The organism is Microvirga solisilvae, assembly GCF_022808595.1.
Classification (GTDB): Bacteria; Pseudomonadota; Alphaproteobacteria; order Rhizobiales; family Beijerinckiaceae; genus Microvirga; species Microvirga solisilvae.
Map to the genome: position 1 here is coordinate 1 of NZ_JAKUCN010000008.1, position 20,532 is coordinate 20,532.

21 protein-coding genes are annotated in these 20,532 nt (G+C 61.6%); 9 read left to right on the forward strand and 12 right to left on the reverse strand.

Going from position 1 to position 20,532, the window contains the following annotated elements; translation table 11 throughout:
* Positions 1–202 precede the first annotated feature (202 nt).
* Together eda and MJ639_RS15055 are read left to right on the forward strand one after the other, a co-directional pair.
* Positions 203–847 (forward strand): bifunctional 4-hydroxy-2-oxoglutarate aldolase/2-dehydro-3-deoxy-phosphogluconate aldolase, encoded by a 645-nt coding sequence (eda, locus tag MJ639_RS15050; RefSeq protein ID WP_243374510.1) that lies wholly within the window; start codon positions 203–205, stop codon positions 845–847.
* A gap of 57 nt (positions 848–904) precedes the next feature.
* Positions 905–1,747 (forward strand): tellurite resistance TerB family protein, encoded by an 843-nt coding sequence (locus tag MJ639_RS15055; RefSeq protein WP_243374511.1) that lies wholly within the window; start codon positions 905–907, stop codon positions 1,745–1,747.
* A 9-nt stretch (positions 1,748–1,756) separates the two neighbouring features.
* Here MJ639_RS15055 and MJ639_RS15060 read toward each other — a convergent pair whose 3' ends face one another.
* Complete coding sequence (locus MJ639_RS15060) at positions 1,757–2,338, reverse strand: hypothetical protein (RefSeq protein WP_243374512.1); 582 nt, start codon at positions 2,336–2,338, stop codon at positions 1,757–1,759.
* Positions 2,339–2,582: 244 nt separating this feature from the next.
* Here MJ639_RS15060 and MJ639_RS15065 point away from each other — a divergent pair, with 244 nt between their 5' ends.
* Together MJ639_RS15065 and MJ639_RS15070 are read left to right on the forward strand one after the other, a co-directional pair.
* On the forward strand, positions 2,583–4,391 hold the full coding sequence (locus MJ639_RS15065; RefSeq protein WP_243374513.1) for an IlvD/Edd family dehydratase: 1,809 nt from the start codon (positions 2,583–2,585) through the stop codon (positions 4,389–4,391).
* A 23-nt stretch (positions 4,392–4,414) separates the two neighbouring features.
* Positions 4,415–5,161, forward strand: a complete 747-nt coding sequence (locus MJ639_RS15070; RefSeq protein WP_243374515.1) for an SDR family oxidoreductase — start codon at positions 4,415–4,417, stop codon at positions 5,159–5,161.
* Here MJ639_RS15070 and MJ639_RS15075 read toward each other — a convergent pair.
* The 7 genes from MJ639_RS15075 to MJ639_RS15105 form a co-directional block, all read right to left on the reverse strand.
* A complete protein-coding gene (locus MJ639_RS15075) occupies positions 5,158–6,123 on the reverse strand; it encodes a 2-hydroxyacid dehydrogenase (protein WP_243374517.1) in 966 nt (321 codons plus the stop codon). The genes MJ639_RS15070 and MJ639_RS15075 overlap by 4 nt on opposite strands.
* 19 nt (positions 6,124–6,142) lie before the next feature.
* A complete protein-coding gene (locus MJ639_RS15080) occupies positions 6,143–6,448 on the reverse strand; it encodes a TfoX/Sxy family protein (protein WP_243374519.1) in 306 nt (101 codons plus the stop codon).
* Positions 6,449–6,540: 92 nt separating this feature from the next.
* Entirely contained in the window at positions 6,541–7,074 is a 534-nt protein-coding gene (locus MJ639_RS15085; protein WP_243374521.1) for a MarR family winged helix-turn-helix transcriptional regulator, read from the reverse strand.
* A gap of 90 nt (positions 7,075–7,164) precedes the next feature.
* Entirely contained in the window at positions 7,165–7,980 is an 816-nt protein-coding gene (locus MJ639_RS15090; protein WP_243374524.1) for an ABC transporter permease, read from the reverse strand.
* Positions 7,980–8,753 (reverse strand): ABC transporter ATP-binding protein, encoded by a 774-nt coding sequence (locus MJ639_RS15095; protein ID WP_243374526.1) that lies wholly within the window; start codon positions 8,751–8,753, stop codon positions 7,980–7,982. Before MJ639_RS15095 ends, MJ639_RS15090 begins: the two co-directional genes overlap by 1 nt.
* Before the next feature lie 23 nt (positions 8,754–8,776).
* A complete protein-coding gene (locus tag MJ639_RS15100) occupies positions 8,777–9,790 on the reverse strand; it encodes an ABC transporter substrate-binding protein (protein WP_423790805.1) in 1,014 nt (337 codons plus the stop codon).
* A gap of 736 nt (positions 9,791–10,526) precedes the next feature.
* Entirely contained in the window at positions 10,527–12,104 is a 1,578-nt protein-coding gene (locus MJ639_RS15105) for an OpgD/OpgG family glucan biosynthesis protein (protein WP_243374528.1), read from the reverse strand.
* 640 nt (positions 12,105–12,744) lie between these two features.
* Here MJ639_RS15105 and MJ639_RS15110 point away from each other — a divergent pair.
* A complete protein-coding gene (locus MJ639_RS15110) occupies positions 12,745–13,899 on the forward strand; it encodes a type III PLP-dependent enzyme (RefSeq protein ID WP_243374530.1) in 1,155 nt (384 codons plus the stop codon).
* A 185-nt stretch (positions 13,900–14,084) separates the two neighbouring features.
* The gene (locus MJ639_RS15115; protein WP_243374533.1) at positions 14,085–14,657 is read left to right on the forward strand and encodes a GNAT family N-acetyltransferase; all 573 of its coding nucleotides are present in this window, start codon (positions 14,085–14,087) and stop codon (positions 14,655–14,657) included.
* 25 nt (positions 14,658–14,682) lie between these two features.
* Here MJ639_RS15115 and MJ639_RS15120 read toward each other — a convergent pair whose 3' ends face one another.
* On the reverse strand, positions 14,683–15,894 hold the full coding sequence (locus MJ639_RS15120) for an MFS transporter (protein WP_243374535.1): 1,212 nt from the start codon (positions 15,892–15,894) through the stop codon (positions 14,683–14,685).
* A gap of 254 nt (positions 15,895–16,148) precedes the next feature.
* Between MJ639_RS15120 and MJ639_RS15125 the strand changes: the two genes are divergently transcribed.
* Together MJ639_RS15125 and MJ639_RS15130 are read left to right on the forward strand one after the other, a co-directional pair.
* Positions 16,149–17,579, forward strand: a complete 1,431-nt coding sequence (locus MJ639_RS15125; RefSeq protein WP_243374537.1) for a homospermidine synthase — start codon at positions 16,149–16,151, stop codon at positions 17,577–17,579.
* 76 nt (positions 17,580–17,655) lie between these two features.
* Positions 17,656–17,994 (forward strand): hypothetical protein, encoded by a 339-nt coding sequence (locus MJ639_RS15130; protein WP_243374539.1) that lies wholly within the window; start codon positions 17,656–17,658, stop codon positions 17,992–17,994.
* A gap of 148 nt (positions 17,995–18,142) precedes the next feature.
* Here MJ639_RS15130 and MJ639_RS15135 read toward each other — a convergent pair whose 3' ends face one another.
* The 3 genes from MJ639_RS15135 to MJ639_RS15145 form a co-directional block, all read right to left on the reverse strand.
* Complete coding sequence (locus MJ639_RS15135) at positions 18,143–18,658, reverse strand: DUF2937 family protein (protein ID WP_243374541.1); 516 nt, start codon at positions 18,656–18,658, stop codon at positions 18,143–18,145.
* A gap of 120 nt (positions 18,659–18,778) precedes the next feature.
* Positions 18,779–19,018: a hypothetical protein gene (locus MJ639_RS15140; protein ID WP_243374543.1), complete on the reverse strand. Its 240-nt coding sequence runs from the start codon at positions 19,016–19,018 to the stop codon at positions 18,779–18,781.
* A 47-nt stretch (positions 19,019–19,065) separates the two neighbouring features.
* Positions 19,066–20,073 (reverse strand): WD40 repeat domain-containing protein, encoded by a 1,008-nt coding sequence (locus MJ639_RS15145; protein WP_243374545.1) that lies wholly within the window; start codon positions 20,071–20,073, stop codon positions 19,066–19,068.
* A 170-nt stretch (positions 20,074–20,243) separates the two neighbouring features.
* Between MJ639_RS15145 and MJ639_RS15150 the strand changes: the two genes are divergently transcribed.
* Positions 20,244–20,513: a hypothetical protein gene (locus tag MJ639_RS15150; RefSeq protein ID WP_243374547.1), complete on the forward strand. Its 270-nt coding sequence runs from the start codon at positions 20,244–20,246 to the stop codon at positions 20,511–20,513.
* Positions 20,514–20,532: the final 19 nt, after the last annotated feature.

A 20,532-nucleotide genomic window follows, 5' to 3' on the forward strand; every position in this document is an offset into this window, starting at 1 on the left:
GAAGCCCCCGCAGCGAAAGCAGCGGGGGCTTTTGTGCATCACAGCCCGCCTTACTCGCCGCGAAACGCCCGAGACGACCCATCCAACACAGGCTTGGCCAAATACGACAACACCGAACGATAACCCGTCTTGATCAAACAGGACGCTGGGTTCTACAACCTATCCCTCGTTATCTGAATGAACGAGGGAAGAGGATTGCGGCATGGGATCTGATGAAACTGTTCTTCGCAGCTATCTCCGCCTCGCCCCTGTCATTCCTGTCGTTACCATCAAGGATGCGCGGATCAGCATCGATTTGGCTCAGGCTCTTGTTCGCGCGGGATTGCCTGTCGTCGAAGTGACCTTGCGAACATCGGCAGCCTTGGATGCGATCAATGCGATTGCGAAAGCCGTCCCCGAGGCTGTGATCGCCGCCGGGACCGTGCTTACGAAAAGCCAGATCCGCGAAGTGGTGGATGCGGGAGCAAAGTTCATCGTCACACCCGGAACTCCGCTGAAGCTGGCTGAAGCCTTGAGCGAAGCGACGATTCCGGTGATGCCGGGCTGCTCGACCATTTCCGAGGCGATGACGCTGGCCGAGATGGGCTTTCATTATCTGAAGTTCTTCCCGGCGGCCGCTTCCGGTGGGACGGCTTGGCTGAAATCGATCCACGGGCCCTTGCCTAACCTTACCTTTTGCCCGACCGGAGGGATCGATCGTGCGAGCGCAGGCTCATATCTGTCGCTTCCCAATGTAGCTTGCGTGGGTGGTACATGGGTCACGCCGGCCGAGGCTATGCGCAATGCAGACTTGGCGCAGATCGAACGGCTTGCCGCTGATGCGGCTTCGTTGCGCAGTCAAACCTGAACCATTCTCCGGCGCCTCCGTTGTGTTCTTGCTGTGGCATTGAACCGGGAGGATGCAATGGTCGATTACAGAAAGCTGTTGGACACTTTCGTCGGCGCGATCGGCCGTGCCGATCAATCGCAGGGTCGGCAGGGGTCCTCTCAAACTCCTCAGCCCGGTGCGGCTCAACAGGGATTGGGTCAGCAGCTCGAAAAAAGCGTGACGCACCTTGCGGGCCAATCTCCCGAGCAATTGTTGCAGAAGGCGAAGGATCTCGCGACACAGCATCCCGGCGTGACGCAGGCGGCCCTTCTCGGTTTGGCGGGACTTATGTTCGGACGCCGCAAGAAGGGCAAGCTCACGGGTAATCTGGTAAAACTCGGGGGATTGGCGGTGATCGGAGGACTGGCCTATCGCGCTTACCAGAAGCAGCAGGCAGGGGCCTCTTCCCAGGGGCTATCGGCTATCGAGCCCGGCAACCAGAGGCGCGACGAGGACGCTATTGCCCAGGCTGCATTCGATGTACCCGAGACATCCCGCTTCCATCCGGTTTCGCAGACCGAGGATGATGCGCTGCTTTTCCTGAGAACCATGGTGGCTGCTGCTGCCTGCGATGGACACATCGATCAGACCGAGCGGTCGCGTATCGTCAGTGGATTGACTGAAGCAGGGATCGATCCCCAGGCGAGCCGTTGGCTGGAGCGCGAGATGGCCTCGCCTGCGGATGTGGAAGAACTCGCAGGCGCAGTCAACGATCCTGAGAAGGCAGCCCAGGTTTATGCCGCTGCGCGGATCGCCATCGATCCCGATACGATCCAAGAGCGTGAATTCTTGCGCCAGCTTGCCGAGGCGCTTGATCTTGATCCGGCAGCCCGCAACCAGATCGACGAGACTGCGAGTTCTCTGGGCTCAGGTGTCTAGCTGCCGATATCAGAGAGGCTTGATGCTCTGGTATTTCACGAGCGTATGCGCGCCGCCCTTTTCCGGATAGCGCTTGCCGAGAACGAAGCCGAGCACGGGAGAATACAGGTCCGTATGCTCCGACGTGGTCTTACCTTCCGCATTGATGTAGCGGTTGTGAACCGCGAATACCTCATAGGTGCATGACCCGAGCTGAAGCTCCTCCTGTCCGGAGACTGTCAATTCGAGAGAGACCAGAGCTCCGACTTTGCTGGGCGTGGCCGGTGCATAGGTGACCGCGCGGCGGGCTTTCAGGCCAAGGGGAAAGATTGTCCTCAACTCCGAGACGGGAATGGAGATGCTCTGCGTGGTATCGTCGAAGCGGCTGATCGGGAGCAGTCCCTTATAATAGACCACATCCTGCTTCTTCCCGCCGGGATAAACATTCGCCACATGGACGAAGTGATCGGAAGCCTGTCGCACCTCGGCGCGGGTGCCTTGACGCTCAAGGACGAAGCCCTGCTTGGCCGTTCGCGCATCGGGACAGGATTGGGCCATGGCGGGAGCGATAGGGAGAAAAGCGAAGAGCAGGAAAATGGCTTGTCTGAACATGCTGGCAGGCTGGTTGTTGGAGTGCTCCTAGAGCATAGCTGCCTCTTTATGATGTAACAACATAGCTGTTTAATTTGTATGATTTAATCGAAAGTCGCCTTGCATCGGGAGCTTTTTCGATTTCGAGTGCTTGCCGAAGAACAGACAGGGCAAAGGGCGGATTTTTCATTCATGCCGGTGTCTCGGCACCCGCTTCGCCCCACATAAGGCCAACGCGCCTGAAAGAATTGAAGAGGATCCAAGAATGGCTGACAGGCCCCACCGCCGCACCCCCGATCAGCTTCGCTCTCGCCTTTGGTTCGACAACCCCGACAATCCCGGCATGACGGCGCTCTATCTCGAGCGCTACCTGAATTTCGGCCTGACAGGCAAAGAACTGCAGGGCAAGAAGCCGATCATCGGCATTGCACAGACCGGCTCCGACCTCTCTCCATGCAACCGCCACCATCTCGAACTCGCCAAGCGCGTGCGTGACGGCATCACGGCCGCCGGTGGCGTGGCCTTCGAGTTTCCGTGCCACCCGATTCAGGAGACGGGCAAGCGCCCGACCGCCTGCCTCGACCGTAACTTGGCCTATCTTTCCCTCGTCGAGGTGCTTTACGGCTATCCGCTCGATGGCGTCGTTCTGCTCACCGGCTGCGACAAGACCATGCCTGCCTGTCTCATGGCGGCGGCAACCGTGAACATTCCGGCGATCTCGCTCAATGTCGGGCCCATGCTCAATGGCTGGCACCACGGCGAGCGTACGGGCTCGGGCACCATCGTATGGAAGGCCCGCGAGCGTCATGCGGCGGGCGACATCGATTACCAGCAATTCATCGACATCGTCGGTTCCTCCGCCCCGTCTGTTGGCCACTGCAACACCATGGGTACGGCTTCGACTATGAACGCGTTGGCAGAGGCGCTCGGCATGTCGTTGCCAGGTTCAGCTGCGGTGCCTGCGCCTTACCGCGAGCGCGGACAGATGGCCTATGAGACCGGCAAGCGTATCGTCGACATGGTGTGGGAGGATTTGAAGCCTTCCGACATCATGACCAGGGAAGCCTTCGAGAACGTGATCGTCGCGAATGCGGCCATCGGCGGTTCGACCAATGCGCCGATCCATATCAACGCCATCGCGAAGCATATCGGCGTGCCGCTCACCAATGATGATTGGGAGCGCATCGGCTTCGAGATTCCGCTTCTCGTAAACGTGCAGCCTGCGGGCGAATATCTTGGTGAGGAATATTTCCGCGCCGGCGGCCTGCCAGCAGTGATGGCCGAGCTGATCGGGGCTGGCAAGATCCACGAGAGCGCGATCACCTGCACGGGCACGACGATGGGTGAGAACTGCAAGGGCAAGTTTACCTGGGATCATGATGTGATCCGCTCCTACGACAATCCGCTGAAGGAGAAAGCCGGCTTCCTCAATTTGAAAGGAACGCTGTTCGATTCTGCGATCATGAAGACCAGCGTGATCAGCCAGGAATTCCAGGAGCGCTATCTTAACAATCCGAATGACCCGAACGCGTTCGAGGGACGCGTCGTGGTGTTCGATGGTCCGGAGGATTATCACCATCGCATCGACGATCCATCCCTCAACATCGACGAGCACACGATCCTGATCATGCGCGGTGCTGGCCCCATCGGTTATCCAGGCGCGGCGGAAGTGGTGAACATGCAGCCGCCGGGTTCGCTCATCAAGCGCGGCGTTCTCTCGCTGCCCTGCATCGGCGATGGACGTCAATCAGGCACGTCGGGCACGCCGTCGATCCTCAATGCCTCGCCCGAAGCTGCTGCCGGTGGCGGCCTCGCATTGCTGCAGACGGGCGATCGTGTTCGCATCGATCTCAACAAGCGCACGGCGGATATCCTGCTCTCTAAGGAAGAGCTGGAGAAGCGTCGCGCCGATCTCGAAGCGCGTGGCGGCTATGCCTATCCGGCGAGCCAGACCCCGTGGCAGGAGATCCAGCGCTCGATGGTCGACCAGCTGTCCGAAGGCATGACGCTAAAACCTGCGGTGAAATACCAGAAGGTGGCACAGACCTTCGGTGTTCCGCGCGACAATCACTGACACGCAAGAAACCCGGAGGCGTCATGACGGATCGGCTGAAGAACAAAACCGCTCTCGTCACGGCGGCCGGCCAGGGGATCGGACGCGCCATCGCGGAGGCTTTCTTTCGCGAAGGCGCACATGTCTGGGCGACTGATCTCGACGAGGCCAAGCTTGCGGGACTTGAAGGGGCAACGCGACGCAGCCTCGATGTCCGTTCGAATTCATCCATCGAGGTTCTCGTCGCCGAGGCGGGAGCCTTCGATATTCTCGTGAACGCGGCCGGCTTCGTGCATCACGGCAACGTGCTCGAATGTTCGGATGAGGATTGGGATTTCTCGTTCGACCTGAACGTGAAATCCATGCATCGTACGATCAAAGCCGCGCTGCCTGGCATGATGGAGAGGGGTAGAGGCTCCATCGTCAATATCGCCTCCGGCGCATCCTCCGTGCGGGGCATCCCGAACCGCTATGTGTATGGCGCGACGAAGGCGGCAGTGATCGGGCTCACGAAAGCGGTCGCCGCCGATTTCATCAAGCACGGCATTCGTGCCAATGCAATTTGTCCTGGCACTGTGCAATCGCCGTCGCTCGATGAGCGTATCGCGTCACTGGCTGCGAGTGCAGGTCAGAGCATCGAGATGGTGCGCCAGGCCTTCATCGACAGGCAGCCGATGGGACGTCTCGGCACGCCGGAAGAAGTGGCGGCGCTTGCCGTCTATCTCGCATCCGACGAGTCGAGCTACACGACGGGCCACATCCATATGGTCGATGGCGGTTTCGCGCTCTAAGTCTTCGTGTAAGGCGTCTCGGTCACGGGCGTCAGCGGGCCCTTGCCCTCGAACCACGCAATCAGATTGTCGGCAACGAGCTGTCCCATGGCGTTGCGGGTGTGAACGGAGCCGGAGGCGATATGAGGCAGGAGCACCACGTGCTCCATGTCGATCAGCTCTTGCGGCACGCGCGGCTCGTCATCATACACGTCGAGACCGGCGCTCAGGATCGTGCCGGATTTCAACGCCTCGATCAGCGCCTGCTCATCCACCACGCTGCCGCGCGCGACATTGATGAGAACGCCATTGGGGCCGAGGGCCTTCAGCACATCAGCATTGATCAGATGCCGCGTGCCTGCGCCGCCGGGTGTGATGACGATCAGCACGTCGCAGGCTTCGGCCATTCCGATCAGTGTCGGGTAATAGGTATAAGACACATCCTCCTGCCGGGTGCGGCCGTGATAGGCAATGCTCACATCGAAGCCCTCGAGCCGCCGCGCGATGGCCTTGCCGATGCGCCCGAGGCCGACGATGCCGACCTTTCGCGTACGCAAGGTTGCCGAAAGCGGAAAGGAGGCCTTCAGCCACTTCCCGTCACGCAGATAACGGTCGGCCTGCGGGATCTTGCGCAGGGTCGCGAGAAGAAGTCCGAGGGTAAGGTCGGCGACCTCGTCGTTGAGAACGTCCGGCGTGTTGGTGACGATCACGCCGCGCTTGGCGGCCTCTGTCACGTCCACATTGTCGTAGCCGACACCGAAGCTGGAGACGATTTCGAGATTGGGCAGCGGCTCGAACAGGTTCGCATCCATGCGCCCGAAAAGCGTGCTGGTGGCCACGCCACGAATGCGTGGGCCGACTTCGCTGAGGAAGCTCGCGCGGTCCGCCTGCTCCCAGAGACGGTGCAGGGTGAAAGCCTTGTCGAGCGCCTCGATCACCACGGGCATCATCGGGGCAGTCATCAGGATTTCAGGCTTGCTCATGAGGCTCTCTTATCAATCTTCAGCACGTGGCGCAGCGGGTGACAGGGCCGCGGCGGAAGGCTTCGTCGATGGCGCGCGCCTCCTGCTGCAGGGCCGTTTTCACATCCTGGGGCAAATCGAGCCAATGGCAACCGCGCAAAGCGGCTTCCAAAGCATAGAGGGCATTGAGGCTGACCTGACGAGGGAACGTGAACTTGAGACGGCGATAGGCCTCGACGGACCCCATAGCCCTCAATTCCAAAATCGTGCCGATGCCGGCCTCTTCAAGCCTGCCCTGCGTGACGGCGCCAATTCCGGGAAGGGTGCTGATGGGCGCATCGCTCATGGCAATCGGTCCGGCTCCTGCTGCTTCGTACGGATCACGATAGAGCAAGTTGGCGCCGGGCGCGATGGAGCGCGCAGAAGGTCTTGGATGATTTAAGCGGTTGCGGCGAGTTCGGGCTCGTCGAGGCTCATATCTTCAAGATCGTCATCTGCCTCGAAGCCGCTTTGATCGGCGCCGGTGACGCCGGCGAGGTTCTTCGCGGCCTTGCGCAGGAGCTTGCGGAGGCGCTTGCGGTCCTTGTTGTCGAAGCCTGCCAGGAGTTCGGCCTCCACCTCGTCCCAGATAGCATCGATAGCGGCGGCCTTGCGCTTGCCTTCCTTGGTGAGCTTCACACGCACCACGCGGGCATCGCCCGGCTCCGTGTGCCGCTCGACCAGCTTCAGGGTGGACAGGCGGGAAACAGTCTTGGAGGCTGTAGGCGGACGCACGCGCAGGATGGCGGCAAGATCGCCCATGGTCATGGGGCCTGAGCTCGCAAGAGCCTGCAGCACCTGCTCCTGTCCCGCGAAAAGACCGAGCTCGGAGAGCTTGTCGCCGGTGCGGCTGCGATGAAGGCGGGAGGCCTGGACCAGGGCCCAGCCGACGCTCTTCACGCCCGGATGAATGATGTCCTTGTCCGCGCCCATGTCATGTTCCTCTCGAGCCGTCATGATACCACCATGACCAGGAAGTCGTGACGGTTCGATGACAGATTGATGTCTCGTCAACAGAATGCATCATGCATCCTGGGGTAGGGCGCTCTCATGCCAATGCCGCAGCAGGAAGCGGGTCAGAAGGCTCAAGATAAGAAATAGAGTAACGCCGGTAATTGCCAATAGGACCAAAGCCGCAAAGAGCCGGGGAATGTTGAGGCGGTATTGGCTTTCGATGATGCGATAGGCCAGCCCCGAACCCGCCCCTGCCGAACCGGCCGCCATTTCGGCGACGACGGCACCGATCAGGGAGAGCCCGCCGGCAATGCGCAGGCCCGTCAGGAAAGCGGGCAGGACAGAGGGGCGGCGCAGATGCCAGAGAGCCTTCACCTGCGCTTTCAATCGGGACATGCGGCTCGGATCGGAAGGCACGCCATAGAGCCGGAACAACTCCAGCAGATTCCTGTCGATGGATTGCAGACCCAGCATCGTGTTCGACAGGATCGGGAAGAAGGCGACGAGCCAGGCGCAGGTGAGCACCGCCGCATCCTGCGGCATGTAGATGAGAAGCAGCGGCGCGATGGCAATGATCGGCGTAACCTGCAGCACGACGGCGAAAGGATAGAGCGAATATTCGACGATGCGCGAGAGGCTTAAAATGCAGGCCAGGCCTACGCCGCCGATGACAGCAAGCACGAGTGCCGTGAGCGTTGTCTTCAGCGTCACCAGGAGTGAGGCGGCAAGCAGCGGCCAGTCGGCGATCATCGTCGTCGCAATCAGGCTCGGCGCGGGCAGGATGTAGGCGGGCACGGCGGCGGTGCGCACATAGATTTCCCACGCCGCGATGGCGGCGCAGAATATGGCGAGCGGCATGATGAATTTGAGAGGATTGCGGATCATCACAGTCTCTCGTCCTTCAAGGTGCTCGTCAGTCTCTGCGACACATGTCGGCACAGATCCGCATAAGCAAGGCTCGTGCGGAAGTCGGCGCCCCTCTCTGCCGAAGAAATGCCTTCGATCTGCGTCAGCACGCGGCTGGGGCGTGGTGATAGAATGGCGATGCGTGTCGAGAGATAGGCGCTCTCATAGACCGAGTGCGTGACGAACACGATGGTGCAGCCGAGATCGTGCTGCAGCTTGAGAAGATCATCGTTCAATCTGAAGCGTGTGATCTCGTCGAGCGCCGCGAAGGGCTCGTCCATGAGAAGCAGTCGCGGCTTGACGCTGAGCGCACGTGCGATGGAGACGCGCATTCTCATGCCGCCAGAGAGTTCGCGCGGATAGGCTTTCGCGAAATCCTGCAAGCCGACCAACGCGAGACTCTCCGCGATGCGATCCTTCGCCTCATGACGAGACACGCCGCGCAGGCGCAGGGGCAGCCAAACATTGTCCGCCACATTGGCCCAGGGCATTAGCGTCGGATCCTGGAACACGAAGCCGATCTCGCTGCGGTGATCCTTCGCCAGCGAGCTCGGCCATGTGATGCTGCCGGATGTGGGATCGGCGAGCCCCGCGATGAGGCGCAGTACCGTCGACTTGCCGCAACCCGATGGGCCGAGCAGGGAGAGAAAGTCGCCCTCGCGGATGTCGAGATCGAAACAATCGAGAGCCGCCACGCCGTTGGCGAAAACCTTGCTCACCTGTTTGAGCGAAACGAGCGTGGATGCGTTCATGGAAACAGCGATGCCGATTGCCGTTACTTCTTCAGCTCAAGCCCGACGCCCTTGTTCACGAACTGGAGCGTGTAGGCCTTCTTGTAATCGAGGTCGGATTTAAAAAGACCGGCCTTCACCATCTTGTCGAAGAAGTCTTTCACGCGTGCATCCGACATGGCGCCGATGCCGAGCTCTTGCGCGTCGCCGGAATCGACGATGCCGTGTTCCTTCATCTTCGCGACGGAATAGGCGAGAAGCTCGTCCGTCATCTCCGGGTTCTCGCGCTTGATCAGCGCGTTCGCCTTGCTGTTGTCGCCGTAGAGATAATTGTACCAGCCGATGGTGGAGGCATCGACGAAGCGCTGCACGAGGTCGGCGTCCTTCTCCACGATCTCGCGGCGCGTCTCGATGGTGGTCGAATAAGTGCTGAAGCCCTGATCGGCGAGAAGGAACACGTTGGGCTTGAAGCCCGCCACCTTCTCGATCGCGAGCGGATCGGACGCCACATAGCCCTGCTGCACAGATTGCTTGTTGGCGATGAAGGGAGCCGGATTGAAGCCGTAGGGCTTCACCTGCTCGTCCTTGAATCCGAACTCCGCCTTCATCCATTGGAAGAAGGTAGCGGCGCCGCTTTTCGAGAGCAGGATGTCGTTCGATTTCTTCAGATCCGCGAAGCTGTCGAAGCCCTGGCCCGGATGGGTCATGAGGGCCTGCGGCTCCTTCTGGAAATGTGCCGCGACGATTACCGTCGGAATATCCTTCTCGACTGCCGAGAAGGCCTGGATCAGGCTGCCGCCCATGTAGAAGTCGAGCTTGCCGACGCTCATGAGCATGCGGTTATCCGCACGCGGGCCGCCGGGCACGATGGTAACCTTCAGGCCGTACTTTTCATAAGTGCCGTCGGCGAGCGCCTGGTAGTAGCCGCCGTGTTCGCCTTGAGCGAGCCAGTTGGTGCCGAAGGTCACCTCGCGCAAAGGCTGCTGTGCCATCGCGGTGCCCGAGATGAGGCCTGCCAGAAGCATCAGCGATCCTGCGATCCAAGCGTTTCGTTTCATCGTGTCGGCCTCATGCGATGGCGCAAGACATGCCTCGCGCTCGATGGCCCGGTTCTGCGCGGTTCCAGCGCGCTTGGCAAGGTCACCTGCATGGTTCTCAAGCTTGGAGAGGGAAGCGGAATGAGAAGGGTACAGATGTCAAAGAGCATGGGGGCAAAGGCATGGGGGAATGACCTCGCGAGCCTGTTGCTCCGAGGATATGAATCGAGGGAGGCGCGAGGAGGCGTCCGGCTCGTTCTAGAGTGAGTGAAGAACCAAACGGCTCCTCGCGCACGGTTCTTTTAGGCGTTCATCGTGTCTTTCAACGATGGGCCTCCTGGGCCGGCTTGCGAGACCGAACCAGGACCGTTCCCGGCTCCATCATTCACGACGCCTCGCGAGCGCGCCCCTCATCGAGCCAGGACACCAACACATATAGCCAAGGTTAGGACCATAGTCAAGAACAAAAAGAGAACACGCCTCATAGGGCGTCATCCCGGACGGCGAAAGCCGAGCCGGGATCGCGGGCAGGATCAAGCGCTGGCTCACCTCTCCCGGGCGGGAGAGGTCGACGCGCTTCAGCGCGGCGGGTGAGGGCATGCCCTTTCCGGATATGGCATTCCCTCACCCCAGCCCTCTCCCTCAGGGAGAGGGAGAACCCGCGCCATTCTCGTCCAACGATCCCAGGTTCTGCTCCGCAGCCCCGGGAGGACGCCATGCAGCACAGGAGAGTGGCTGCGTGTGAGCGACCGCAATCTCACTCCACCGCCCAGGGATAGGTCCAGGTCTCCGTCAGTGTCCGGTTCCCGGCCTTCAGGAAGGCGCGCAGGTCCGTGGACTGGCCGGGCTCCAGCTTCACGTCGATGGCGGCGCGGAAGCCGTCGATGTGGTTGTTGGGCATGATGAAGGTGTGGGTGATCTGTCCTGCGGACGTCGAGGGGACCAGATGCACCTGCTCGGGAGAGGCAAAGTAATAGGCAAGGTCGCCGCCCGCGAAATCGATGATGAAGCGGCGATGGGTGCGGTCGCTCGGCGCGTTCGATCCGCTGGCGCGGGCGGGAGCCTGGAGCGTGTTGATGACCTTGCCGCCCGGATGCATGGCGCCGATGGCGGAAACCGCGCGCAGGCGATAGGCGAACGTGACCTCCTGGCCGGGCTCGTAGGGCTTGGCCGGCTGCCAATAGGCGACGATGTTGTCGTGCGTCTCGTCGGGGGTCGGGATCTCGGCAAGCTCCACCCAGCCCTCGCCCCATTCGCCCACAGGCTCCACCCAATAGCCGGGACGCTGATGATAGAAGGCTTCCAGATCCTGATAGTTCTCGAACACGCGGTCGCGCTGCATCAGGCCGAAGCCGCGCGGATTCCTGTCGGAGAAGGATGAGATTGTCTTGGAGTTCGGATTGCGCAGCGGACGCCAGATCCACTCGCCTGCGCCCGATTGCATGAGAAGGCCGTCCGAATCATGGATCTCGAGGCGGTAATCGTCCGTCGGCTTCCGGTCGTTCTCGCCTTCGAAATACATGGAGGTGAGGGGAGCCAGGCCCACATTCTCGATGCGCTGGCGCGGGAAGAGCGTGGCGGTGACGTCGAGGGTGGTCTCCTTCGACGGATAGACCTCGAAGCGATAGGCGCCTGTCACGGAAGGGCTGTCGAGCAATGCGAAGATGGTTGCCCGGTCACTATCGGGCTTGGGTATGTCGATCCAAAACTCGCGGAAATGCGGGAACTCCTCCCGCTCGCCGCCTTCCACGTTGATGGCGAGGCCACGGGCCGAAAGGCCGTATTTATGGTCGCGGCCGAGGAAGCGGAAATAGCTCGCGCCGAGGAAGGCGATCAGCTCGTCGAACACCTTCGGATTGTTGAGCGGGTGGTGCAGGCGGAAACCGGCGAAGCCGAGATTGACCGGCAGCGGCTTCTCGATCTTGTTGCGGCCGTAATCGAACAGCTCGCGCTGGTAGGGCACCGGCGTCGGCACGCCGTCGCGGATGACGTTCACCGTCACGGGGCGCTGATAGAGGAAGCCGAGATGGAACAGCTGCATCCGGAACGGGCTGTTGCCGGAAGCGAGCAGCGCGCGGTCGGGACGGAAACGGATGTCGCGGTAATCGTCGAAGCTCAGGCGGTTGAGAGGCTCCGGCAGCTGGGCCGGCTGCGCCTCGAACGGAGCCGTGGACAGCTCGCGCGCGCGGCGCACCACATCCTCGAATCGGAACGGGTTCGGCGCGGGCACGCCGTTCTGCTGCTGCGCTTGCGCGAGACCATCACTGCTCCAGGCGGACAGGGCCGTGGCGGCGAGCAGGCTTTGCAGAAGGGCGCGGCGGGAGAGATGCGTCATGGCAGCGGGACTGTTCTTCCTGAATGGGAAAAGGGAGCGGCGGCTTCGAGCAGGGAAGCGCCACAATGTCATTTAGGTGAGCTTGAGCGGCTTAATAGGGCCTGAACGGAAGCGTTGCCATTCCCCCTGCGGCGCCAGGGTTAAAAAATTTAAGGAAAGCCCCGAAAAACTCTTGTGAAGGGGGGCGAATATGCTTATTTCACTCCTGCCCAATTTCGCACGTGCCTGTGGTCGTGTGTCGGTTGGTGGGCATCCGGACAAGAGGCCGGACAGCCGCCCGAGAGCATCCTAGCTCTCGACTACCCCTAACCGGCAGCCGGAGGCGAAAACCGGCGCACCTCGTTCTCAACGGGGGACGCGACTTAAAGCAACGACGAACGGGCTTTTTTGGTCTCGTTGGCCCTCCAAAGGTCAACACCGAAGAGGCTTGTTTATCATTGCCAGGCGTGCGGACGGGAACCCCCATCCAATCCACGGCAGCATCGTCGGGTGAAGAACCCATCCACGCTACTCGTGTCTCCATCGCACGAAGCGGGATGCATCTTCCCTCGCTGACGCCGGACAGCAGACGGTTCTGACTGTCCAGATTTCAATCCGGAGGCTTGAAGACCTCCATTGAACCTGTGGTGGGGAGAGCGCCATGACTGAGCGCATTCGTGAATTCCTGCGTAACCGACGTGAGGACGGCCCGTGCGTCGTCGTCGACCTCGATGTCGTGCGCGACAACTACTCCAAGTTTGCCCGTGCGCTTCCCGACACGCGCGTTTTCTACGCCGTGAAGGCGAATCCCGACCCGAAGGTGCTGAAGCTCCTGGCCGATCTCGGCTCGTGCTTCGACACGGCTTCCGTGGTCGAGATCCAGCTCGCGCTCGATGCAGGCGCCACGCCTGAGCGCATCTCCTTCGGCAACACGATCAAGAAGGAGCGCGACATCGCGCGCGCCCTCGAGATCGGCGTGCGCCTCTATGCGGTGGATTGCGAAGCCGAGGTCGAGAAGATCGCGCGCGCTGCTGAAACCGCTGGCGTCGATGCGTCCGAGGTGAAGGTGTTCTGCCGCATCCTGTGCGACGGCGCCGGCGCCGAGTGGCCGCTCTCCCGCAAGTTCGGCTGCGTGCCGGAAATGGCGGTGGACGTGCTCGAGCATGGCGTTCGCCTCGGCCTGGAAGCCTACGGCGTGTCGTTCCACGTGGGTTCGCAGCAGGGCAACACGGAAGCCTGGGATCAGGCTCTGGGTTCCGCCTCTGCGATCTTCCGTGAATGCGCGGACCGCGGCATTCACCTGTCGATGGTCAACCTCGGCGGCGGCTTCCCGACGAAGTACCTGAAGACGGTGCCTCAGGTGGAGGCTTACGGCGAGTCGATCTTCCGCGCGCTGTCGAAGCATTTCGGCAACCGCATTCCGGAAACGATCATCGAGCCGGGCCGCGGCATGGTCGGCAATGCAGGCATCATCGAGGCCGAGGTCGTTCTCGTCTCGAAGAAGAGCCGCGAGGAGGACGAGGTGCGCTGGGTCTATCTCGACATCGGCAAGTTCGGCGGTCTCGCCGAGACGATGGACGAGTCGATCCGCTATCCGATCCGCAGCGAGCGCGACGGCGACCGCATGGTGCCGTGCGTGCTGGCTGGTCCGACCTGCGACTCCGCCGACGTTCTCTACGAGAAGGAGCCCTACATGCTCCCCGTCTCGCTGGAGATCGGCGACAAGGTGCTGATCGAAGGCACGGGCGCCTACACGACCACCTACTCGGCGGTCGCGTTCAACGGCTTCCCGCCGCTGAAGTCTTACGTGATCTAAAACATTTTCCGCAAAAGTGGTCTTCCGGTTTTGCGAAAGAAAATGCGACTTTAGAAAGTCACGTCCCGCCTGCCTCGCTGAATGAGGCAGGCATCAACCTCAACGAAGTTGTCCCGGACGGCTTGCTCGGTTTGAGCAAGTGCGAGGGCTGTCGCTCACCCCATGAGTTTTGGGAGGCCACGGCCATGATCACGATTCGCGAAGAATCCTTCCACGATGTCGAGGCGCGGGAAGCGCTGCTCGATGCCTGCTTCGGACCGGCGCGGTTCCAGAAGACCTGCGAACGTCTGCGCGAAGGCCGCAAGGCGGCCGACGGCTTGTCGCTTGTCATCGAGCGTGATGGCGAGCTCGTTGGCACGGTGCGTCTGTGGCATGTCTCGGCCGGTCCGAACCGTCCGGCGTTGATGCTCGGCCCCATCGCCATCGATCCCGCGCTGCAGAGCCTCGGCCTCGGCGGAAAGCTGATGCGCGAAGCGTTGACGCGGGCGGCTGATCGCGGCCACAAGGCCGTGCTGCTGGTGGGCGATGCGCCGTATTACGAGCGCTTCGGATTCTCGACGCAGAAGACGAGTTCGCTGTGGCTGCCGGGTCCGTACGAGCGCAACCGCTTCCTCGCGCTCGAACTCGAGAGCGGTTCGCTTAACGGCGCGCGCGGCCTCGTTTCCGCGACGGGCGCATTCGAGAACAAGCCCGATCTCACCGCGCTTGTTGCTGCGGCTGCGCAGGGGCAGCTGCCGGGCGTGCACGCAGCCTTCTAAATTCTGAAAAACCGATCCGAGGGCTTCATGTCGAAGCTCTCGGATTGGGCAACACGAACGTGACGCCCGCCGCCGCGACGAGATAGGCGGCAAAGCCAAGCCCGATGGCGCCGAGCCCAATGCCGGCATCGAACAGCAGGCCGATGGCTCCCGGTGTCGCGGCTGATGCCACCACCATGATCGCGCCGGCGAGCGCGCGAATCTTTCCCAGATGTTGCGTGCCGAACAATTCGGCGAGCACTGCCGCGATGATCACGTTCGTGGCGCCTGCCGACAGGCCGATCAACCCGAAGAAGATCGGCGCGAGGAGAGGGCCGCTGAAGCCTGCAATCGCCACGGATGCAATGGTCAGGCCCAGAAGATAGAAGTGGCTGAGCCGCACCGCGCCGAAACGGTCGACAAGGCTTCCCGTCAGCATCGCAACCGTCACCGATACCAGCGCGAAGACAGTGATGCTCGTCGCCAACAGCTCCAGCGGCCAGCCCTTGATGTCGGCGATGAGACGTTGATGGAAGAAATAGGCGGTGACGATGGCGGGATAGCCGATCATCGTCGGCACGAGCGCGAGAAAACGCCAGTCGCGCAGGACGTCGATCCAGCGTGGCCCTGTTTCTGTTGGGCCGCTGGCGTGAACCGCGCCATCGAGTGCCGGCTCCTTCTTGCCGAGAACAAAACTTAAGCCCCAGCCGAGGCCAAGGCAGACCAGAATGAACAACGCTGCCGTGCGCCATGCATTGGTCCAGCCGAGTGCTGCGATCAGCGCGATGATGATGCCGGGCAGAATGGCTTCGCCCGCCGGGAAGCCCAAGGCCGCTACGCCTGTCGCCCTGCCGCGAATGCCGGATGACAGACGGGCCGTACTCATCACGCCTGCATGGCTCGACATGCCCTGGCCAAAGAGACGAAGGGCGAACAGGCTCAAGCCCAGCATCACAAGGTTGGGTGCGAGCGACAGGCTGAGCGCCGCCGCCGCAAGGCCTGCGAGAGCGATGCTCGCATAAAGGCGGATATTGATGCGGTCGATCACGCCGCCGACCCAGATCATCAGCAGGCCGGAGCACAGCGTGGCCGTGGAATAGATGAGCCCGAAGGCGCCGTTGGTCAGCCCGAAGGTGTCGCGGATGTTCGGTCCCGAGAGCGAGATGAAGAAGGTTTGCCCGAAGGACGACAGAAAGGTGAGGGCAAAGCCGAGGCCGATCACACGCCCATGGCGCATGAGAAGTTCATGAAATTTCATCGGGTTCGATATCAGGTCGCATGTGTCTCGAAAGCGATCATGAGACCTTGTTTCCAGATGTCGAGGCCTAAAACCATGGGAAAGGGGCTTTCATGGTCATTTTGCGGCCGTCATCCGCAGGGAAATCGTCATCAAGGCTTCACAGCAAAGCGTAGGCATTGACCCCAGGGGCTCCGCAATCCTAGATGCGCGCGGAATTGTCCAACCCGGAGACATCTCTGCCAATTGCAGGCTTCCACGAAGGAGAACTATCGATGACCACTTGGCCCATTCACGGCCGTATCACCGGCCCGATCGTCATGATTGGCTTCGGCTCGATCGGCAAAGGCATGCTGCCCCTGATCGAACGGCATTTCGAGTTCGACAAGAACCGCTTCACGGTCATCGATCCCGTCGACACCGACCGCTCCATGCTCGACGTGCGCGGCATCACGCTGGTCAACAAGGCTCTCACCCGCGAGAACTATCGCGAGATCCTCACACCCCTGCTCACCGAGGGCGGTGGCCAGGGCTTCTGCGTGAACCTGTCGGTGGACACCTCCTCGCGCGATATCATGGAACTCTCCCGTGAACTCGGCGCGCTCTACATCGACACCGTGGCCGAGCCCTGGGCCGGTTTCTATTTCGACAAGAATGCAGGCCCCGAGGCGCGCACCAACTACATGCTGCGCGAGAACATTCTCGACGCGCGCCGCCAATCGCCCGGCGGCCCCACGGCCGTGAATTGCTGCGGCGCGAACCCCGGCATGGTGTCCTGGTTCGTGAAGCAGGCGCTGCTCAACGTCGCCAAGGATACGGGCCTCAATGTCGAGGTGCCGAAGTCCCGCGAGGAATGGGCTTCTCTCATGAGCAAGGTCGGCGTGAAGGGAATCCACATCGCCGAGCGCGATACGCAGCGCGCCGAGCATCCGAAGCCCATGGGCGTGTTCGTGAACACCTGGTCCGTGGACGGCTTCGTCTCGGAAGGCCTGCAGCCGGCGGAACTCGGCTGGGGTACGCACGAGACCTGGATGCCCGAGAACGCCCGCACGCACGACAAGGGCTGCGGTGCCGCGATCTATCTGCTCCAGCCCGGCGCGAATACGCGCGTCCGCACCTGGTGCCCGACACCCGGTCCGCAATACGGCTTCCTGGTGACGCACAACGAGGCAATCTCGATCGCGGATTACTTCACGGTGCGCGAAGGCGAGAAGGTCACGTATCGTCCGACCTGCCATTACGCCTATCACCCGGCGAACGATGCCGTGCTGTCGATGCATGAGATGTTCGGCGCCGCCGGAAAATTCCAGGGCAAGCAGCACATCCTCACCGAGAACGAGATCGTCGATGGCATCGATGAACTCGGCGTGCTGCTCTACGGCCATGGCAAGAATGCCTATTGGTACGGCTCGCAGCTCTCCATCGAGGAGACCCGCAAGCTCGCGCCTTACCAGAACGCCACGGGCCTTCAGGTGAGCTCAGCCGTGCTCGCGGGCATGGTGTGGGCGCTGGAAAACCCGAATGCGGGCATCGTGGAAGCAGACGACATCGATTTCCAGCGCTGCCTCGAAGTGCAGATGCCGTATCTCGGCCCGGTGAAGGGATACTACACGGATTGGACGCCGCTCGATGATCGTCCCGGCTTCTTCCCGGAGGACATCGACACCTCCGATCCATGGCAGTTCCGGAACATTCTGGTGCGTTAATTCTCTACACATGGCCGGCCTCAAAGCCGGCCATGTTTCTTGTAAGGTTTGAGCCTGGCGTAAGGGAGTGAACGACATGCCTCATTTCGAGGAGTTCTACGCCGACAAGCTGCGCGGCGGTCTTGGGCTGGTCGATGCCGAAGCCGTGCTCGACCTGCGCGGCGCATCGCGTGAGCAGGCCTCCGCCTCATTGCAGGACATGCTGGAGCGCAGCCGCTTCGGACAGGCGAAATCCGTCGCCGTGCGTCTCGATCCGCCACCGGAAGGCGGTGGAGAAACGCTTTTCCAGCCCATTGGCAAGGCGCTGCTGGAGGCCAAGAAACGCGGCTGGATTGACCGCTTGCAGACGCTGCCCGCGAATGACGGATTGGGCTTTTACGTGGTGCTGGCCGGAAAGCCAGAGCGCGACGCTTAAAGCTGCATTTGATACACTCAGCCTCATCCTGAGGAGCCTGCGCAGCAGGCGTCTCGAAGGAGCATCCAGTGCTCTCTGGAACCTCCTTCGAGACGGTCGCTTATGCGACCTCCTCAGGATGAGGTCAGAGTTCTCTCTTTAAGAGAAATCACGCTTGGATCGCCCGACGCGGTCGCCTGAACAGACTGCGCAGAAATCCCGCGAACAGCAGGAACCCGCCCCATACGGCAACGAAGCCGATGGCGGTAGAGAGAAGGCCTTCTTCGGTCACAGGCACGGCCGGCTCGAAATCGCGGAAGGCTGCTTCCATCACATCCTTGTCGCCATCGCGCAGCATCAGGGCGACGCGCGCGAAGGGGCCCGCTTGCATCATAGCGTCGCGATGCGTTTGCAATCTGCCGAGACGTTCCACATTGCCCTGCATCGCTACGCCCTGTCGGCTGACGAGATCGTCGGGATTGGAACGCAGGCGCGCGATGGCGCCTTGTTGCGTCTCGCCATTGGCCTGAGCATCGGCATCGAACTGTGCGATCACGCGCTGCAACTCGTCGATCGCGCCGCCGAGGCGCTGGCGGTATTGCTGGGAATATTCGGGGGCCTGCGAAGCGGTGATGCCGCCGAGAATCCCCAATCCGAAAGCGATGATGCGAAAGACGCGTGACAAGGCTCAACCTCCTGCGCGCATCGTGCGGAAAAGTGGATCCGGTTTTCCGCACAAAACGATGCGCAATTTTATAAAGCCAGCATCGGACTTAAAAGTGCATTCCACTTTTGGGTCCGATGCTTAAGCGTCAAGCGCGGCGCGGATATCTTGTTCCGTTACTTCATCCAGGGTCTTCTGAACCTTCAGGGCCTTGGTCTTCTGTCCCGGCTCCATCACCAGGATGATTGTTTCGATGCCCGGGCAGCCGGGATCGTTGCAGGCAATCTCGTTCACGGCGAAGGCCGTATCAGGCGAGGATTGCAAGGCTTCCCGCGCCATATCCTTCACACGTTCCACGGCTTCCCGGTCAGGTTTCGGCAAGCCGAACGTGCCTCTTAAAAAAGCGCCGAACAGAGCCACGGGCGATCTCATGTGGGCAGGGTCAGGATGCCGCCCTGGCCGTCCTCGCAGCCGAAGGCCAAATGCTTGCCGCCTTTGTCCCAAGCCATGGCGGTGACGCCGCTGCCTTTTACGGCGGGACGCACGAAAAGCTCAGAGGCATCGGCGAGACGGATGAGCAGGATGCAGCCGTCCTCATAGGCGACCGCCAGCACATAGGTGTTGGGATGAAACGCCACGCGGCTCACCTTGGCGGGCCGCACGCCGCATTCGCGCGGGGCCTTGCCCATGGGGCCTTCCTTCGACTCGAAGGGCCAGATGATCGCCGCTTCCGCGCCGGAGGTGGCAAGCCACTTGCCGTCATGCGACCATGTGAGCGAGCGCGTTTTCGACGGATAGCCGCTCATGCGCATATGGCCCTTATCGGGAATGAGCCGCCAGCCATGCAGCGCGTTCTCTTGCATGGAGGTGACGATGAAGCGCGCATCGGGCGACCAGGTCACATCGAGATGCGAGCCCTTCCAGTCGAGCACTTCGGGCTTCGCCTCGGTATTCGGGAACCAGAGCGTCGCGCCGTTGTAATGCGCAATCGCGAGGCGGTAGCCCTTGGGCGCGAAGGCGAGGCCGCGCGCGGTCGTGGGCACTTCCAGGGTCTTTTCCTTGCCCCTGTCGTCGCGGGCGAAGACGCGCTTGCCGGCGGCATAGGCAAACGCGCCGCCGGCGCTGAGCGCCAATGAATCGATCCAGGCGCCCTTGGTTTCCGCAAGCGTCTTCGTGGAGCCGTCCTGGCCTGTCACGGCTACGCGCCCGTCGTCGCCGCCGGTCACGAAACGCTCGCCGTCGCTCGCTCCCACCAGCACGCCCGCATCGGGATGCGCTTCCACGCGATGGCTCTCGCCATTCTTCACCAGCAGCACGCCACCATCGCCGAGGCCGAAGGCGGCGGTGCCCTTCATCCAGCCGATGGCGGTCACATGCGCGCCCGCGGCAACCGGAGCCACGCTTTGGGTCAAGGACGGGGCAGTTCCAGCACTCATCGAAGCAATCCCTTTGGACGGATGTCCCTTAGCATGGTTGCGGGGATGGAAGGCAAGGCGGGTTTAGGGCGTCAGCGGCCTCGGTTCCACTTTGGCGGTAAGCCTTATGAAAGATGGCGGTCATCCGGCCGCGCTTTCATCATAGGGTGTTCGATGAATGGGAGCGCAGCATGAAGATTTGGAGCGTGATCGCCTTCGTCATGACGGCGCTCGGGTCCCTGGGTGCTTCGGCGCAGACCATGAGTGGACTTCCGGTCCAGCCCGACCCCGGTGCTGTTTCGGCCCAAAAGGCGGCGCAGAAGGCGTCCTGCGAGAGAGATGCGCGTCTGATCTATCGCAATGGCAGGACCGATCTTTCCGAGCAATGGCGGGAGCAAGTGAGGGTCACCCGCCGGGCCTATGTTCAGGATTGCATGGCGAAGGCCGGCTTCACGCCTTGAGCCGGTTTCAGGGGCGGTT

Coding starts and splice junctions, on each gene's coding strand:
- eda (WP_243374510.1), top strand. CDS start 203: ATGGGATCTGATGAAACTGTTCTTCGCAGCTATCTCCGCCTCGCCCCT.
- MJ639_RS15055 (WP_243374511.1), top strand. CDS start 905: ATGGTCGATTACAGAAAGCTGTTGGACACTTTCGTCGGCGCGATCGGC.
- MJ639_RS15060 (WP_243374512.1), bottom strand. CDS start 2,338: ATGTTCAGACAAGCCATTTTCCTGCTCTTCGCTTTTCTCCCTATCGCT.
- MJ639_RS15065 (WP_243374513.1), top strand. CDS start 2,583: ATGGCTGACAGGCCCCACCGCCGCACCCCCGATCAGCTTCGCTCTCGC.
- MJ639_RS15070 (WP_243374515.1), top strand. CDS start 4,415: ATGACGGATCGGCTGAAGAACAAAACCGCTCTCGTCACGGCGGCCGGC.
- MJ639_RS15075 (WP_243374517.1), bottom strand. CDS start 6,123: ATGAGCAAGCCTGAAATCCTGATGACTGCCCCGATGATGCCCGTGGTG.
- MJ639_RS15080 (WP_243374519.1), bottom strand. CDS start 6,448: ATGAGCGATGCGCCCATCAGCACCCTTCCCGGAATTGGCGCCGTCACG.
- MJ639_RS15085 (WP_243374521.1), bottom strand. CDS start 7,074: ATGGGCGCGGACAAGGACATCATTCATCCGGGCGTGAAGAGCGTCGGC.
- MJ639_RS15090 (WP_243374524.1), bottom strand. CDS start 7,980: ATGATCCGCAATCCTCTCAAATTCATCATGCCGCTCGCCATATTCTGC.
- MJ639_RS15095 (WP_243374526.1), bottom strand. CDS start 8,753: ATGAACGCATCCACGCTCGTTTCGCTCAAACAGGTGAGCAAGGTTTTC.
- MJ639_RS15100 (WP_423790805.1), bottom strand. CDS start 9,790: ATGAAACGAAACGCTTGGATCGCAGGATCGCTGATGCTTCTGGCAGGC.
- MJ639_RS15105 (WP_243374528.1), bottom strand. CDS start 12,104: ATGACGCATCTCTCCCGCCGCGCCCTTCTGCAAAGCCTGCTCGCCGCC.
- MJ639_RS15110 (WP_243374530.1), top strand. CDS start 12,745: ATGACTGAGCGCATTCGTGAATTCCTGCGTAACCGACGTGAGGACGGC.
- MJ639_RS15115 (WP_243374533.1), top strand. CDS start 14,085: ATGATCACGATTCGCGAAGAATCCTTCCACGATGTCGAGGCGCGGGAA.
- MJ639_RS15120 (WP_243374535.1), bottom strand. CDS start 15,894: ATGAAATTTCATGAACTTCTCATGCGCCATGGGCGTGTGATCGGCCTC.
- MJ639_RS15125 (WP_243374537.1), top strand. CDS start 16,149: ATGACCACTTGGCCCATTCACGGCCGTATCACCGGCCCGATCGTCATG.
- MJ639_RS15130 (WP_243374539.1), top strand. CDS start 17,656: ATGCCTCATTTCGAGGAGTTCTACGCCGACAAGCTGCGCGGCGGTCTT.
- MJ639_RS15145 (WP_243374545.1), bottom strand. CDS start 20,073: ATGAGTGCTGGAACTGCCCCGTCCTTGACCCAAAGCGTGGCTCCGGTT.
- MJ639_RS15150 (WP_243374547.1), top strand. CDS start 20,244: ATGAAGATTTGGAGCGTGATCGCCTTCGTCATGACGGCGCTCGGGTCC.